This window comes from Dyella sp., assembly GCF_036568765.1.
Classification (GTDB): domain Bacteria; phylum Pseudomonadota; class Gammaproteobacteria; order Xanthomonadales; family Rhodanobacteraceae; genus GSA-30.
Genome location: NZ_DATCRY010000026.1, coordinates 31,509 through 46,666 on the forward strand (window position 1 = coordinate 31,509; position 15,158 = coordinate 46,666).

At 61.4% G+C, this 15,158-nt stretch carries 16 protein-coding genes and 1 riboswitch; of the genes, 12 read left to right on the top strand and 4 right to left on the bottom strand.

Going from position 1 to position 15,158, the window contains the following annotated elements; genetic code table 11:
- Positions 1 to 144: 144 nt before the first annotated feature.
- The 12 genes from VIM98_RS02175 to VIM98_RS02230 all read left to right on the top strand — a co-directional run bounded on the left by VIM98_RS02175 (position 145) and on the right by VIM98_RS02230 (position 12,544).
- Positions 145 to 1,236: a glycosyltransferase family 9 protein gene (locus tag VIM98_RS02175; protein WP_331991447.1), complete on the top strand. Its 1,092-nt coding sequence runs from the start codon at positions 145 to 147 to the stop codon at positions 1,234 to 1,236.
- A 22-nt stretch (positions 1,237 to 1,258) separates the two neighbouring features.
- Positions 1,259 to 1,336: riboswitch (Fluoride riboswitch) on the top strand.
- Between the two features lie 68 nt (positions 1,337 to 1,404).
- A complete protein-coding gene (gene crcB / locus VIM98_RS02180; RefSeq protein ID WP_414650177.1) occupies positions 1,405 to 1,797 on the top strand; it encodes a fluoride efflux transporter CrcB in 393 nt (130 codons plus the stop codon).
- A gap of 86 nt (positions 1,798 to 1,883) precedes the next feature.
- Positions 1,884 to 3,002, top strand: coding sequence for a cyclopropane fatty acyl phospholipid synthase (gene cfa / locus VIM98_RS02185; protein ID WP_331991448.1), 1,119 nt, complete (start codon positions 1,884 to 1,886; stop codon positions 3,000 to 3,002).
- On the top strand, positions 2,945 to 4,456 hold the full coding sequence (locus tag VIM98_RS02190) for an MFS transporter (RefSeq protein WP_331991449.1): 1,512 nt from the start codon (positions 2,945 to 2,947) through the stop codon (positions 4,454 to 4,456). The genes cfa and VIM98_RS02190 overlap by 58 nt, the downstream gene beginning before the upstream one ends.
- A 43-nt stretch (positions 4,457 to 4,499) precedes the next feature.
- Entirely contained in the window at positions 4,500 to 5,534 is a 1,035-nt protein-coding gene (locus VIM98_RS02195; RefSeq protein ID WP_331991450.1) for a proline iminopeptidase-family hydrolase, read from the top strand.
- Between the two features lie 12 nt (positions 5,535 to 5,546).
- Positions 5,547 to 6,422: a TraB/GumN family protein gene (locus VIM98_RS02200; RefSeq protein ID WP_331991451.1), complete on the top strand. Its 876-nt coding sequence runs from the start codon at positions 5,547 to 5,549 to the stop codon at positions 6,420 to 6,422.
- A gap of 212 nt (positions 6,423 to 6,634) precedes the next feature.
- Complete coding sequence (gene parC / locus VIM98_RS02205; protein WP_331991452.1) at positions 6,635 to 8,875, top strand: DNA topoisomerase IV subunit A; 2,241 nt, start codon at positions 6,635 to 6,637, stop codon at positions 8,873 to 8,875.
- Between the two features lie 115 nt (positions 8,876 to 8,990).
- Positions 8,991 to 9,482: a hypothetical protein gene (locus VIM98_RS02210; protein WP_331991453.1), complete on the top strand. Its 492-nt coding sequence runs from the start codon at positions 8,991 to 8,993 to the stop codon at positions 9,480 to 9,482.
- Between the two features lie 187 nt (positions 9,483 to 9,669).
- Entirely contained in the window at positions 9,670 to 10,509 is an 840-nt protein-coding gene (locus tag VIM98_RS02215; protein WP_331991454.1) for an alpha/beta hydrolase, read from the top strand.
- Positions 10,510 to 10,517: 8 nt separating this feature from the next.
- The gene (locus tag VIM98_RS02220; RefSeq protein ID WP_331991455.1) at positions 10,518 to 10,880 is read left to right on the top strand and encodes an EamA family transporter; all 363 of its coding nucleotides are present in this window, start codon (positions 10,518 to 10,520) and stop codon (positions 10,878 to 10,880) included.
- A gap of 4 nt (positions 10,881 to 10,884) precedes the next feature.
- Positions 10,885 to 11,316 (top strand): DMT family transporter, encoded by a 432-nt coding sequence (locus tag VIM98_RS02225; protein WP_331991456.1) that lies wholly within the window; start codon positions 10,885 to 10,887, stop codon positions 11,314 to 11,316.
- A gap of 4 nt (positions 11,317 to 11,320) precedes the next feature.
- Entirely contained in the window at positions 11,321 to 12,544 is a 1,224-nt protein-coding gene (locus VIM98_RS02230) for a DegT/DnrJ/EryC1/StrS family aminotransferase (protein WP_331991457.1), read from the top strand.
- A 38-nt stretch (positions 12,545 to 12,582) separates the two neighbouring features.
- Here VIM98_RS02230 and VIM98_RS02235 read toward each other — a convergent pair whose 3' ends face one another.
- The 4 genes from VIM98_RS02235 to VIM98_RS02250 all read right to left on the bottom strand — a co-directional run bounded on the left by VIM98_RS02235 (position 12,583) and on the right by VIM98_RS02250 (position 15,148).
- On the bottom strand, positions 12,583 to 13,695 hold the full coding sequence (locus tag VIM98_RS02235; protein WP_331991458.1) for a hypothetical protein: 1,113 nt from the start codon (positions 13,693 to 13,695) through the stop codon (positions 12,583 to 12,585).
- Positions 13,696 to 13,884: 189 nt separating this feature from the next.
- The gene (locus VIM98_RS02240) at positions 13,885 to 14,091 is read right to left on the bottom strand and encodes a hypothetical protein (RefSeq protein ID WP_331991459.1); all 207 of its coding nucleotides are present in this window, start codon (positions 14,089 to 14,091) and stop codon (positions 13,885 to 13,887) included.
- A 38-nt stretch (positions 14,092 to 14,129) separates the two neighbouring features.
- Entirely contained in the window at positions 14,130 to 14,255 is a 126-nt protein-coding gene (locus VIM98_RS02245; protein ID WP_331991460.1) for a helix-turn-helix domain-containing protein, read from the bottom strand.
- A gap of 20 nt (positions 14,256 to 14,275) precedes the next feature.
- A complete protein-coding gene (locus tag VIM98_RS02250) occupies positions 14,276 to 15,148 on the bottom strand; it encodes an arginase family protein (RefSeq protein ID WP_331991463.1) in 873 nt (290 codons plus the stop codon).
- Positions 15,149 to 15,158: the final 10 nt, after the last annotated feature.

A 15,158-nucleotide genomic window follows, 5' to 3' on the forward strand; every position in this document is an offset into this window, starting at 1 on the left:
CAGCTGCGAATAGCCGTAACGTACCCGCGCACCGCGGCTGAACCGGACCTGCAAAAGCGAGACATCTCGAAAACGCCCCGGACAGCTTCGCAAAGCGCACCGCCCGTGCCACGATTAGCCGGCTGATTCGCCTCAGGGTCTCTTGTGCTCAAACGTCTGCGCTCCTCTACCCGCGTCAATGACAAGCGCCGCCGCGTCGCGCAAAGCTTGATGCGCATGCTCTTCGGCAAACCTGTCACGCTGAGCCAGGAGCCGCTGCCGGAGCAAGGCATTTACCGGATCCTGATCTGCCACTACAGCCACACGCTGGGCAATGCCCTGCTGCTCACGCCACTGATCCAGGAATTGGAGACGATCTATCCTGGCGCAACCATCGATATCGTTACACGCAGCCAGATCGCCGAAGCGATCTACGGGCGCTATTTCAATGTCGACCGCCTCTACAAGCTCCCCTCGCACAGCGCGCGCCACCCGCGTACGTTGCTGAGGCAGTGGCGCGCGATCCGCAAGAACCAATACGACCTGGTGATCGATCCCGACCCGCAATCGCAGACCGGGCGCCTGCTGCTGTTGCGGGCCAACGCCACCTACAAGCTGGGCTTCGACAGCCCGAAGAAAAGCGGCAATGTCACCCATGCAGTACCGGTGACCGATGCGCCGACCAGCAAGGGTAAGCGTCCGGTGTTCCTGCTGCGCGCCGCGCTCGGCCGGCCATGGGATATGCCCTACCCGTTCGCCGATATCCGACTCAGCGATGCCGAACGCGCCGATGGCCGCGCGGCCTTGCAACGCGTCCTGGGCGCCAGCGGCAAAGGCAAGCGCATTCTCGGCGTGTTCGCCAATGCCACGGGGCCGAAGCTGTTGCGCAAAGAATGGTGGTTGCCGTTCCTGGATGCCTTCGAAGCGGCCGCACCGGACTATCAATGTGTGGAAATTATCCCCGCCTTCGGCCGTTCGTTGCTGGACTCGCGCTATCCGGCATATTTTTCCAACGATCTGCGCAAGCTGGCGAGCGTCCTGGCCGCATTGGACGCCTATACCAGCGCCGACTGCGGCATCATGCATCTGTCTTGCGCGGCACGCACGCCGACCCTCGGCATCTTCAATACCACCAATGCCGAGGAATGGGGACCGTACGGCGGACTTAACCAAATCGTGCATGCCTATGACATGCAGCCCGCCGATGTGGGGCGCAAGCTGGCGGCAATGCTCGGCGCGCCATCCAGCGTCCCTTAAACCGCGCTCAGTCTGCTAGCATCCGGCCAACGGAGATGGCATGCCTCCTGCTTCGTTTCGAAGCAAACCGCCCAGTAGGGTTGATGATGCCTGCACGACCGGACGTTCCGGAAGCGCAGGTGCCTGCCTGTTTCCATGGAAGTCCTTTGAAGACCTCGCCAGGAGACGATGTTCGTGAACTTGAGCGGTTTTATAGCAGTAGGTATCGGCGGCATCCTCGGCTGCTGGCTGCGGTGGGCGCTGGCCGTGCTGTTCAACCCGATCTTTCCCACGCTACCGCTAGGCACCCTCGCGGCCAACCTCGTGGGCGGTCTGCTGATGGGTTGCGTGCTGGGCATCTTCGATCACTATCAGACCTTGCCCTTGGCCTGGCGACTGTTCGCCGCCACCGGCTTTCTTGGCGGACTCACCACCTTCTCGACCTTCTCGGCCGAATCCACCTCACTGCTGCTGCGCCAGCAATACCTGTGGTTCGCCGGCCATGTAGCTCTGCACTTGATCGGCTCGATTACCCTGACCATCGCGGGCCTGGCCTTGGTGCGCGCCATCGTGCGCGCCTGAAGGCATCCACGCGGTCTTTGCTTTTCGCCCGGTAGAGTTCGTCGAGCTGAAGTTTTCGCACGCTTTCCCATTCGAATGAGGCAAGCATGAGCAAAGATTCACTCAAGCAACGCGCTGGCGCTCTGCTTGAAATGGCCGGGATCCTCATCGATGGTCCGGCACCGACCGATCTGCAGGTTCACGACGACCGGTTGTATGCGCGTGTGTTTGCGCACGGTTCGCTCGGCCTGGGCGAGGCCTATATGGACGGCTGGTGGGACGCACAGGATCTGGCAGGCATGTTCACCCGCCTGCTGTCCGCGCACCTGGACGAAGAGCTGCGTACGCTCGACACCTTGCTGCTGCACTTGAAGGCGCGCTTCGTCAATTTGCAGCGCGGCGAGCATGCCTACGAAGTAGGCAAAGTACATTACGACCTGGGCAACGACTTGTTCCACGCCATGCTCGGCAAGCGACTGGTCTATTCCTGCGGCTACTGGGCCGAGGCAGATAATCTCGACGACGCACAGGTCGCAAAACTCGATCTGATCTGCCGGAAACTGCGTCTCAGCCCTGGCCAGCGCGTGCTGGATATTGGCTGCGGATGGGGCGAAGCCCTGAAATACGCCGCCGAAAAGTACGGCATCGAGGGCGTCGGCGTCACCATTTCGCAAGAGCAGGCCGAATTTGCACGCGCGCTGTGCAGGGGCCTGCCGATCGAGATCCGTCTGCAGGATTACCGCGAACTGGACGAAACCTTCGACGCGGTATTTTCGATCGGCATGTTCGAGCACGTCGGCGCACTGAACTACCGCACCTATTTCGAAGTGGCGCGGCGCGTACTGAAGGACGACGGCCTGTTTTTACTGCACTCGATCGGCAGCAATGGCTCGCCATCGCGCCCGGACCCTTGGATCGAGAAGTATATTTTCCCCAATTCGATGATCCCGGCGTCGAGCCAGGTGACCGAGGCTCTGCAGACCTTGTTCGTGGTCGAGGACTGGCACAATTTCGGTGCCGACTACGACCGAACGCTCACCGCCTGGCGTGAGAACTTCGATCGCGCCTGGCCGCAGCTGGCCGAAAACTACGACGCACGCTTCCGCCGCATGTGGCTTTTCTATCTCGGCGTATCGGCGGCGGTGTTCCGCAGCCGGCGCGACCAGCTATGGCAATTGACGCTCAGCCCGAACGGCGTGCCGGGCGGCTACCGGGTGCCCCGTTGACCGTACTTGCCGACCCAGCATCGGATGTCGTCGTCACGGACATCCCTGCACGCCTGGATCGGCTGCACTGGGGGCGCTTCCACACGCTGGTGGTTGTCGCGCTGGGCATAACCTGGATCCTCGACGGGTTGGAGGTCACCGTCACCGGCGCGATCGCCGGCGCGCTCAAATCCAGCCCGGTGCTGCACTTGACCGATGAGCAAGTTGGCCTCGCCGCAAGTTGTTATCTGATCGGCGCGGTTTCCGGTGCGTTCGGGTTCGGTTGGCTGACCGACAAGCTGGGGCGCAAGCGGCTGTTCAATATCACGCTGGGCCTGTATCTCACCGCCACCGCGCTGACCGCGTTCAGCACACACTTCTGGGTCTTTGCGCTGTTTCGCGCGCTCACCGGTGCCGGTATCGGTGGCGAATACGCCGCCATCAATTCGGCCATCCAGGAGCTGATTCCTGCGCGCTACCGCGGCCATACCGATCTGGTCATCAATGGCAGTTTCTGGGTCGGCGCGGCGCTCGGCGCGCTCGGCGCAGTGGTGCTGCTGGACTCGCACTGGCTGTCGGCGGAACTGGGATGGCGATTGTCGTTCGGATTGGGGGCCGCGCTTGGACTGGTCATTCTCTTTCTGCGGCGGTTCCTGCCTGAAAGTCCGCGCTGGCTGATGCTGCATGGACGGCTGGCGGAGGCCGAAAGCATCATGAAGCAGATCGAGGAGCGCCTGGACGTCACGCCTCCGACGCAGCCTCTGCCCAAGCTCCGCCTCCGCCCGCGCGAGTTGCGCATGGCAGATGTCGCACGCACGCTGTTCCGCGATTATCCGCAGCGCACCGCGGTCACGCTGGTGTTGATGGCTTGCCAGGCATTTTTCTACAACGCGATCTTCTTCACCTATGCACTGGTGCTCGGCCGCTTCTATGGCATCGCCGACGATCGCATGGGGTGGTTCCTGCTGCCGTTCGCGGCGGGCAACTTTCTCGGGCCGTTGTTCCTCGGCCGCTGGTTCGACAGCCTGGGGCGGCGGCCGATGATTGCCCTGACCTATGCCATGTCCGGGCTGCTGCTGGCTGTGACCGCATGGTTGTTCGGGGAAGGCGTGCTGACCGCGCAGACCCAGACGCTCGCCTGGAGCGTCGTATTCTTCTTCGCCTCCGCAGCGGCCAGTTCGGCTTACCTGACCGCCAGCGAGAACTTCCCGCTGGAATTGCGCGCCCTGGCCATTGCGTTGTTTTACGCCCTGGGCACGGCCATCGGCGGTGTCATCGGTCCGTGGCTTTTCGGTGTGCTGATCGGCAGCGGCCAGCGCGGCGCGATCGTTGGCGGCTACCTGGGCGGCGCGGCGCTGATGCTGGTGGCTGCCGTAGTCGCATGGCGCTGGGGTGTTGCTGCCGAGCGACGCGCCCTGGAAGACATAGCCGCGCCACTATCGCTGGAGAACGTGGAGAGTGAGGCACGAAGGTGACCGCGATATAGTGGACCGATCGTTCAACGCCTAGGGGAACTCGATGAAGCGCTTCGTCCTCGCCATAGCCGCCTTGCTGGGCGCCTGTTTCTGCCTGGGCACACAGGCGGCCGACCTCAAGCCCGCCACCGCCGGTTACTTCGATCAGACCGGCCACGACGACGTGCTGGCAGGCGGCGTGAAGATGATCCAGATCGATACGCCCAAGGGTAAATTCCGAGTCTGGACCAAGCGGGTGGGCAATAACCCCAAGCTGAAAGTGTTGCTGCTGCATGGCGGCCCAGGCGCAACGCATGAATATTTCGAGGCCTTCGATAGCTATTTCCCCGGCGCGGGCATCGAGTATTACTACTACGACCAGCTCGGTTCGGCCTATAGCGACCAACCCAAGGACGACGATCTATGGACGACCGATCGTTTCGTCGAGGAAGTCGAACAAGTGCGCCAGGCCCTGCACCTGGATCGCGACAACTTCTGCCTGCTCGGCCATTCCTGGGGCGGCATTCTCGCGATGGAGTACGCGCTCAAGTACCAGCAGCATCTCAAGTGCCTGGTGATCTCCAACATGGTCGATTCGATTCCCGAGTACAACGAGTACGCGCACCGGGTGCTGATGCCCAAGATGGATCAGGCCAAGCTTGCCGAAGTGCAGAAATTCGAGGCAGCGCACAAGACCGACGATCCGCGCTACATGGAGATCCTGATCCCCATGCACTATGAGCAGCATCTGCTGCGCATGCCGCAGGCGCAATGGCCCGATCCGGTCAACCGCGCTTTCGCGCATATCAACGAGCACCTGTATCAATTGATGCAGGGCCCGAGCGAACTGGGCGCCAGCGGCCGACTGGTCGAATGGGATCGCAGCAAAGACCTGCACAAGATCACCGTGCCGACCCTCGTCATCGCCGGGACCTACGATACGATGAATCCGGCGTACATGAAGGAAATGTCGCAGCGCCTGCCGAAGGGGCACTACCTGCTGTGTCCCAAAGGCAGCCACATGTCGATGTACGACGACCAGAAAACCTATTTCGATGGCCTGATCGCGTTCCTCAAAGACGTCGAACAACACGATTGACGGATATTTTCGGTGCCACGCCTTTTTCGCTTTGTCGCTGTCCTCCTGCTCTCGCTGACGCTTGCCGCGCCAGCGTGTGCCAAACCGCTGCTTTGGGCCGTCCGGCAGGGCAATACGACGATCTACCTCTTCGGTACGGTGCACTTGCTGCCATCGGATACCGACTGGATGTCAGACAAGCTCAGCGCCGCGCTCGATCGTAGCCAGCGCTTGAGCATCGAACTGATCGACGACGATCCGGCCACCGTCATACCGCTGGTGCGCAAGTACGGTCGCGACCCAGCGCATCCGCTGTCGAGCAAGCTGCGCGCTTCCGATCGAGCGAAGTTGAAGCTTGCAGTGGCCACAGCCAACTTGCCCGGCGGCGAGGAGGCACTCGAACCCATGCGTCCGTGGCTGGCCGCGCTGACTCTCACCGTCGCGCCGCTGGTGCAGGCCGGCATGGACCCGAACCAGGGCGTGGACAAGCAGTTGAAAGCGCGCATGATTGCGGCGGGTAAGCCGGTCGATGGGCTGGAAACCGCGGAACAGCAATTACGCATTCTGGCCGACATGCCCGAACCTCTCCAATTGGACATGTTGCGTGAGACCTTCCATGACGTGGAGGAGGGCCCGAAGAAACTGCTCGAACTGGTCGATGCATGGAAGAACGGTAATACCCAGGCCATTGCCCGGATTGAAAGCGTCGAACTGCAAAAGACCAGCCCCGAGCTCTACAAGAGCCTGATCGTCGATCGCAACAAGGCTTGGGCACGCACCATCGCCGAACGCCTGCGCAACTCGACGGGCGGCACCAGTTTCATAGCGGTCGGCGCCGGCCACCTGGCCGGGCCCGACAGTGTGCAGAGGCAACTGGAGGCGATGGGATTCAAAGTCGCAGTGGAGTAAGTGCGTGAGGTCGGCCGTGGGGACCGCTCGTTTGCGCTCGCCATGAGGCGTCAAGAAGAAAAGCACGAGGCAGCTCCACATAGCGGTTTACAGCCGCGCAGCGGCCGTCCTGACTCATCGCCTGAGACCCGGGGCAGCCAAAATGCTCCGCTTCTGGCACCATCCGCAGGCTGCGCCGCCTCGAGGCGCCCCCTGCAAATCGACGCAACCCCATGAATCTGCAAGCCAATTACGAACAGATCCCGCTCAAGGAATACGCCGAGCGCGCCTACCTCGATTATTCGATGTACGTGGTGCTGGATCGCGCCCTGCCCTTCGTGGGCGACGGCCTGAAGCCGGTCCAGCGGCGCATCATTTACGCCATGAGCGAGCTGGGCCTGGCCTCGACGGCCAAGCCGAAGAAATCCGCGCGTACCGTCGGTGACGTCATCGGTAAGTTCCATCCGCATGGCGACAGCGCCTGCTACGAAGCAATGGTGCTGATGGCACAGTCGTTCTCGTACCGCTATCCGCTGATCGACGGCCAGGGCAACTTCGGCTCGCCGGACGATCCGAAGAGCTTCGCGGCGATGCGTTACACCGAGTCGAAACTCAATCCGATCGCCGAAGTGCTGCTCGGGGAACTCGGTCAAGGCACGGTGGACTGGACACCGAACTTCGACGGCACGCTGGAAGAACCCAGCTGGCTGCCTTCGCGCCTGCCGCACGTGCTGCTCAACGGTTCGATGGGCATCGCGGTAGGCATGGCCACCGATATCCCGCCGCACAACCTGCGCGAAATCACTAGCGCCTGCATCCGCCTGCTGGACGATCCGGATGCCTCCATCGCCGACCTGTGCGAGTACGTGCGCGGCCCGGACTACCCGACCGAAGCGGAAATCATCACGCCGCGCAACGAACTGCTCGCGATGTACACCTCCGGCACCGGCTCGGTGCGCGCACGCGCGGTATATACCCGTGAGGACGGCAACATCGTCATCACCGCGCTGCCGCACCAGGTCAGCCCGTCGAAGATACTCGAGCAGATTGCCGCGCAGATGCGCAACAAGAAACTGCCGATGATCGAGGACCTGCGCGACGAATCGGATCATGAAAATCCGATTCGCCTGGTCATCGTGCCGCGCTCCAATCGCGTCGACGCCGACGAGATGATGCAGCACCTGTTCGCCACCACGGATCTGGAAAAGAGTTTCCGCGTCAATCTCAACATGATCGGCCTGGACGGCCGGCCGCAGGTGAAGGATCTCAAGCGCATCCTGACCGAGTGGCTGAGCTTCCGAACCGATACGGTCACGCGTCGCCTCACCCATCGCCTGGGCAAGGTCGAGCGTCGCCTGCACTTGCTGGAAGGCTTGCGCATTGCTTATCTCAATCTGGACGAAGTAATTCGCATCGTTCGCACCGAAGACGAACCGAAGCCGGTGCTGATGGCGCGCTTCAAGCTGTCCGAAGAGCAGACCGATTACATCCTCGAGACCCGACTGCGCCAGTTGGCGCGCCTGGAAGAGATGAAGATCAATGCCGAACGCGATCAGTTGGAAGAAGAGCGCGCCCGCATCAACGTGCTGCTGAAGTCGCCGGCCAAGCTCAAGGGCTTGATCAAGGAAGAACTGCGTGCCGACATGACCAAGTACGGCGACGATCGCCGCTCGCCGCTGGTGGTGCGCGAAGCCGCGCAGGCCCTGGACGAGAGCGCCCTGGTCGCTAGCGAACCGGTAACCGTGGTGCTCAGCGAAAAGGGCTGGATCCGCGCCGCCAAGGGCCACGATGTGGATGCCGACGGCTTGTCCTATCGCGAGGGCGATAGCCTGAAGGCGGCGGTGAGAGCGCGCAGTACACAACAGGTCGCAGTGATCGACTCCACCGGTCGCAGTTATTCGACGCCGGCGCATACCCTGCCCTCCGCACGCGGCAATGGCGAACCGTTGACCGGCCGCTTTACGCCGCCCTCCGGGGCGAGCTTCGATGCGCTGATCGCTGGTGATAACGATACCCGCCTGGTGCTTGCGACCGATTTCGGCTATGGATTCGTCACCCGCTTCGAAGCACTCACCGGACGCAACAAGGCAGGCAAACAGATCATCACCCTGGGCGACGGCGCGCGGGTGTTGCAGCCGCAAGTCAGTGCCGATCCCGCACGGGACCGCATTGTGGTCGTCACCACCGAGGGCCACCTGCTGATGTTCTCGGTGGCCGAGCTACCCGAACTGGACAAGGGCAAGGGCAACAAGCTGATCGAGATTCCCAAGGCCAAGCTCGGCTCGGGCGAAGAACGCGTGGCTGGCGTCGCCGTAGTCGCCGAAGGCAAGGGCGAGGTGACGCTGTACGCCGGCCAACGCAAGTTGACTTTGCGTTGGTCCGACCTGGTCGAGTTCGGCGGCAACCGCGCCACCCGCGGGGGTGTGCTGCCTCGCGGCCTGCGCCGCGTCGAGCGGATCGAGACCACTGCGTGAAACTGAACGGCGCGCCGCTGGAACTCCCGCGGCGCGCCGGCAGTCCAAGCGTCGTTGTGCACCTGCGCCCGTATCGGCGCGTTACCCGCACTATCCTCCAGCGCCTTGGATACCCATGAAACAGCTCTCGATCGCCCTCGCCCTGGCCTTACTGACTGCCGGCATCCACGCGCAATCGGCTACCCCACCGCTGAACCTCAAGCTGCCCAATGACATGCCACCGAGCATGGCGCCGGCCTCGAGCAGCACGGCCGCCAAGCCCGCTACCGACAAAAGCGTAGCCGCCAACGGCAATGCCCCCAGTAACAGCAGCAACAACAGCACCAGGCCGAAGGACGCCCCCGGCGTTTACTACGGCGATACCAGCGGTCGCACCTATCACGACGATGAAGAGCGTGTCAGCGCCGCCCGCCAGGACTGTGACGACGCGACCTACAACGACACCCAGGTCCATGGCAGCGTCGGCATGGGCGTGGTCAGCGGTAACCATTTCGGCGGCAACTATCAGACCGGCGCCGTCAGCTTCAGCAAGCGCACCGGAAGCTGCGATCACCCGACGGGCGGGATCAGTGTGGATATCGGTGTGGGGCAATTTCACGGGCACTGAGGTACGGGTGAGGTGAACCCATCTCCCCTCTGCAGGCAAAACACTTAGCCCTACAGCCCTCCTCCCCTCGCCCGGGAAAGCCTTCGGAAAGAGTCTCCCCTCACACTGTGCAGCCATCCAAGCCGACTCCGCTGCCCATGTTCCCTGCCGCTGTCACACAAGCCGTACGCCCCAAGGCGGCTCGCGCATGATCGAGAATGTCGAATTCCGCTTCGAGGGCGGCCGCAGCGGCGTCATGCTGATCCATGGCCTGACCGGTACCCCGGCGGAAATGCGGCTGGTCGGCAAAGGCTTGAGCCGGGCCGGGTTTTCGGTCTATGGCATGCAGCTGGCCGGTCATTGCGGCGATGTCGATGACCTGCTCAAGACCGGCTGGAAAGACTGGTATGCCAGTGTCGAAGCTGCCGCCGAGAACTTCCGCCAGGAAGTCGATCACCTGTTCGTGGCCGGCCTGTCGATGGGAGCGGTACTGGCGCTGAAGTTGGCTGCCGAACGCCCGGACTGGGTCAAAGGCGTGGGCGTCTATGGCGCCACCTTCCGTTACGACGGCTGGGCAACGCCCTGGTACAACCGTCTGGCGTTCATGCTGCCATTGATCGGCAAGCTGGGTATCGGCAAGCACCGCATGGTGCATGAGAACGAGCCCTATGGCATCCGCGACGAACGGCTGCGCGCGCAGATCGCCGGACTTATGCTTGGTGGCGACAGTGCGGCCGCAGGGTTGCCAGGCAATCCTTGGCCCTCGCTTGCCGAGATGTACAACATGGCCAAGGTCGTGCGCCGCGACCTGCCGCGTGTGCATGCACCTTGCCTGATTGCCCACGCGGTCGAGGACGACATTGCCAGCTTGTCCAATGCCCGGCTGGTGGAGCAAGGTGTATCCGGTCCGGTTGAAATGCTGCTGCTGAAAGACAGCTACCACATGATCACCGTCGATCGCGAACGTCGGCTGCTCACCGAACGCTCGGCGGAGTTCTTCGGCAACATCGCCGATACGTACAAACCCGCCGCGCGCGCGGCTGCCTGAGATTCGCCGTGACTCCGCTGGTCGTCGTTCTCTGGCTGCTCAACGTCGCTCTCGATACCGTCGGCCAACTCGCCTTCAAGGCAGCCGCCAGTGACCCGGAAGCAGGCGATGGCATCGCGCGCTGGCGCTACATGGCATCGCGCCCATGGCTGTGGGTCGGCATCTTTTCCTATGTGGCCGAATTCCTGGTCTGGATCGCCTTTCTCTCGCTGGTCGACCTTTCCGAAGGCGTGCTGCTCGGCTCGATCAATATCGTGGTGATCATGATTGCCGGGCGCATTCTGTTTCGCGAGAAGCTCACCCCGCTTCGTGTCACTGGCATCATGCTGGTCACGCTCGGTGTGGCTATCGTCGGATTCGCTGGAGGCTGACCGCATGAAGCGCTTCTACCTGATCGGCTTCACGGTACTGGTGCTGTTCGACACCATCGTGCAGCTGAGTTTCAAGTATGCGGGTAATCACGCCTTCCCGCCGGAGGCGAACTGGGCCTGGATCGTGCGCGTATTCGGCCATCCCTGGATCTATCTCGCGGTGATCGGCTATGTCGGCAACTTCTTTACCTGGATGACGCTGCTCAAGCATGCGCCGATCGGGCCGGCTTTCGCCGTTACCCATCTTGAAGTGGTCAGCGTCATGTTTTTCTCTGCCTGGTTGTTCAACGAGGGATTGACCTGGCCCCGCCTGCTCGGTGCGGCGGTGATCGTAGCCGGCATCATTTGCCTGGCCTTCGCCGAAACCGGTGCCCATCCGGAAAGCGATGCTCCCACCGAAGCCAAAGGTGCGCTGGGCGTAGCTGCCGGCGATTAAACCCATGCGTGAACTGCCGCCGACCGCAGGACTCCCGCTCAAACTCTTGGACCTTCGTCCCGGCGGCGCCGATTTTGCCGCCGCCGCCACCGCGTGGCTGCAGACGCCGCCGTTGCAATTGGAGTGCTCGGGCACCGCGGCCATGGTGGTGGCGTTAAACGCCATGCGCAAACTCAAACCCAGCCGACGCGAGGTGGTGGTGCCGGCATGGACGTGTCCGTTGGTTGCGCTGGCGATCCATCGTGCCGGATTGATTCCGCGTCTGTGCGATCTGGCCCCGGATCACTACGACATGGATCGGCAGGAACTGGAAGGTCTCTGCGGCGAAAACACGCTGGCGATCGTACCGACACACCTGGGTGGCCGACTGGCGGACGTGCATGTGGCCGGAGCCATCGCGCAGCGCGTGGGTGCCTTCGTGCTGGAAGATGCAGCACAAGCCACCGGCGCGCGGCAGGATGGGCAAAGCGTCGGCCTGCTCGGCGACGCGGGCTTCTTCAGCCTGGCCGTCGGCAAGGGACTGACGCTATATGAAGGTGGCTTGCTGACTGCGCGCGATCCAGCCTTGCGCGCCGCCTTTGCCGAAAGCCATCGCGAACTGATCGCCTGCGACCCGCGCATGGATCGACAGCGTGCGTTGGAGCTGATGGGCTACGCGATAGCGTATCGCCCCGCGTTGCTGCCGCTGGTCTACGGCCATCCATTACGCAAGGCGCTGGCGGCCAACGATCCCGTGACCGCGGTAGGCGACGATTTCGGTCCCGACATTCCGCTGCACACGGTCAGCCGTTGGCGGCAAGCTGTTGGCGTTCGTGCGCTGCCGCGGCTGTCGGGCTTTGTTGCCGCCACTCGCCAACAAGCCTTGCAACGCGTGAAGATGTTGCGGCAAATTCCAGGCATCGTTGTCTTCGACGACTTGCCTGGCGACGAAGGTATCTGGCCGTTTCTGCTATTGCTCTTGCCCGATCGAGCTCAGCGTGACGCAGCGCTGGATGAACTATGGACGGCTGGACTCGGTGTCAGTCGCCTGTTTATTAATGCGTTGCCCGACTACGGCTACCTCAATGGCATCGTGCCGCCGGCCGATTTGCCGCATGCGCGCGATTTCGCAGCACGCTCGCTCACTATCGGTAATAGCCTTTGGTCGCGCGACGAGGAGTTTGCGCATATCTGCGCGATGCTGGAACGGGTTGTTCGGGATTATCGATCCTCACGCCATAGCCCCTAACGGCTTCCAACATCACCCTGCGGGCGAGACCAGATGGCCTATTGACCATGTCCGTTGTGAGTTGGCGGCCAAAACTCAGCTGGACTGTGAATAACAAAATAGCCAGGTTGATTTTCTTCCGTCGCAAAGGTTGTCATGAGGCAGTTTTGTGTCTTATTCCATCTCATCGCACTCAGGCCAGGCAAATACTTTTCCACCGAAAGGACGTGTGTTCCGAGAACTTCACCTTCCTCCAGATCCACTACGGTAACACCCAATGGATCGCTGCCTCGCGGGTTTTGACAGAGACAAAAAAGAAGCCGACCTTCCTCGTCAATACTTAATTCCACGCACATTCCCTTGAATGGAGGGAGTTCGCGACGCTTTGCTTTGGATACCATATCGAACGTGTTGATAGTCGTGCATATGACATCGTCGATATTAGACACTAATGCCACGTGCAGCTCACCTGCGGCGTCATCCACGGCGAGGCCACCAGGGCTCCCCGATCCTGCCCATTCGATCGGTTCAACGAATTGCGCGGATACGCCGTCGTAGCGAAAAACTTTGCTATCGACATCATTGGCAAAATAGGCCATGCCATCCTGGCTCACTACGGGGCGAACGCCTCTTTCTCCCCGGCCATTTGGAGATTCGAATGTCTTTACAAAACGCTTACTCTCAGCATCAATAACAAAGTACGTTGTGCCGACGGCAAGGTTGTTGTTCATCAAGGCAGAAAAATAGATCTGTCTCGTCTTTATGTTGTAAGTGGCACTACCAAACGCCGAGCCGTTTATGAGCTGCTCTGGCAGCTCGATCTCGACTTCGTCACCAAAGCCTTGCCCCATAACAGGCGCATAGGTGATATGCGCCTTGTAATTTTCCGACAGATTGCTCGGGTAAGAACCAGTGAACACATAGACCTCAAAGGGGGAGCAACACAGCACGCCTATTTCTCGATTTTCTTCGTAGCCTTTTCGAATGAGCGGTTTGAGTGATGCAGAGGCGAACCTGACATCAACTATTGCAATGTCGGTAGATGGCTGCGCCGAATACCGGCCACCACCAGCGACATAAAACGCACTTTGAACATCGGATGACGAAAAGTTCGCAAGCGCAGGCGAATAGAACTGCGGCGGCAGGTCAAATGGGCCTAAGATTTTCGCCATGAGCGCCTCAAGTAAGGTTTAGATGCTGAAATGCTTGTCTTTGTGACAAGCGAGCTTGAGCGTCGATTTCAGCGCGTTTGTTTAAGTATTCGACGCAGCATCCGCCGGAATACGCTTCATATATTTGGCTTCAACCCGGCAACAAGCGCTCGAACCGCACGGTACCGGCAACCACACCATAATTCGCGTTCATCGTTGGCTCCTCGATTTATGGGATGGCCGTGCCGCGTCGTCCTCGGCCTCAAGCGCCGCTTGCAGCGCATCGAGTCGACCGCCCCAGAAGCGTTCGTAGTGCCGTATCCATTCCATGCCGGCATGCATCGGCGCAGCATCCAACCTGCAGGTGTGCGTGCGCCCCGGCACGCTGCGGGCGATCAATCCGGCACGCTCGAGCATCCTGATGTGTTTCGATTTCGATGCCGCAGCCAGGGACATCACATACGGGCAGCCAGCTCGCCGGCAGTGGCCGGCCCGTCCGCAAGGGTTTGCAGCATGGCGCGACGGGTCGGATCGGCCAGCGCAGTGAAAAGCACATCGAGCGGCGGAGCATATTCAACCATATGGTCAAGCAATTTCCAAATCAGACGCAGCTGGCGTCGATAGCGGCAAGCAGTCGACTATTCAGGGCTCGCTGCTGGGCCTGCCAGGCATCCAGCTCGCTTTGCGGCACCGGCGCCTGCCCGTCCATGCCGCTGAGCAGACGCTTCCACCAGGTGCTATAGCGATAGGCAGAAACCTCGCCGTTGATGTCGCTGGCGATGATATGGCCACGCAGGGCGTCGATAATGGCCATGGCATGCCGTTCCTCGATACGCCCTTGGTCCCAGTTGGTGCGTGCGGTCGACACGCTGAAAGCGTCCTTGTCGATCGACAGATACGTCGCTTGAGGCGCTTCGCCGAGCATGGCGACGAACGCTGCGGTGAGCGCATCGGGGTCGGCATACCGCCGAAACGCACTCGACAGACCCAAGCGCGCCGCCCAGTCCACGTCCACATCCATGCACCAATAGGTGAGCTTGCCGGCAAGGAGCGGCCGCAGATAATTTTCCCAGGCGTGCCCCGCACCAATATCGCCGGAGGTGATGCCCACCACATGCACGTGATCGACGTAGGGCAGCATCGCGACCTTGCGCACCCATGACCCGCAATGAATGCCCCAGGGAAAGCGCATATTGTCGGGATGATTGTCGAACACGACCAGTTGGAACGGTCCCTTGGCGCGTTGGCGCTCCACCAGTGGCCATGTCAGATGATGATAGTCGCCCGAGCCCATCAGCACCGTGCCGTAATGTGCCGGCATGCTCTCATCCAGGCGCCGCCGAAGACGACGGAAGGTGGACAGCGTGCAACCGAAACGGATGGCCTCCTGCCAATCGCCCAAGGCAATCGTGGTCGAGCCCGGCAGGTGACCGACCGAGCCATCGAAATCCAGAATTAATGGCTCGCGCCTCAATAGATCATGT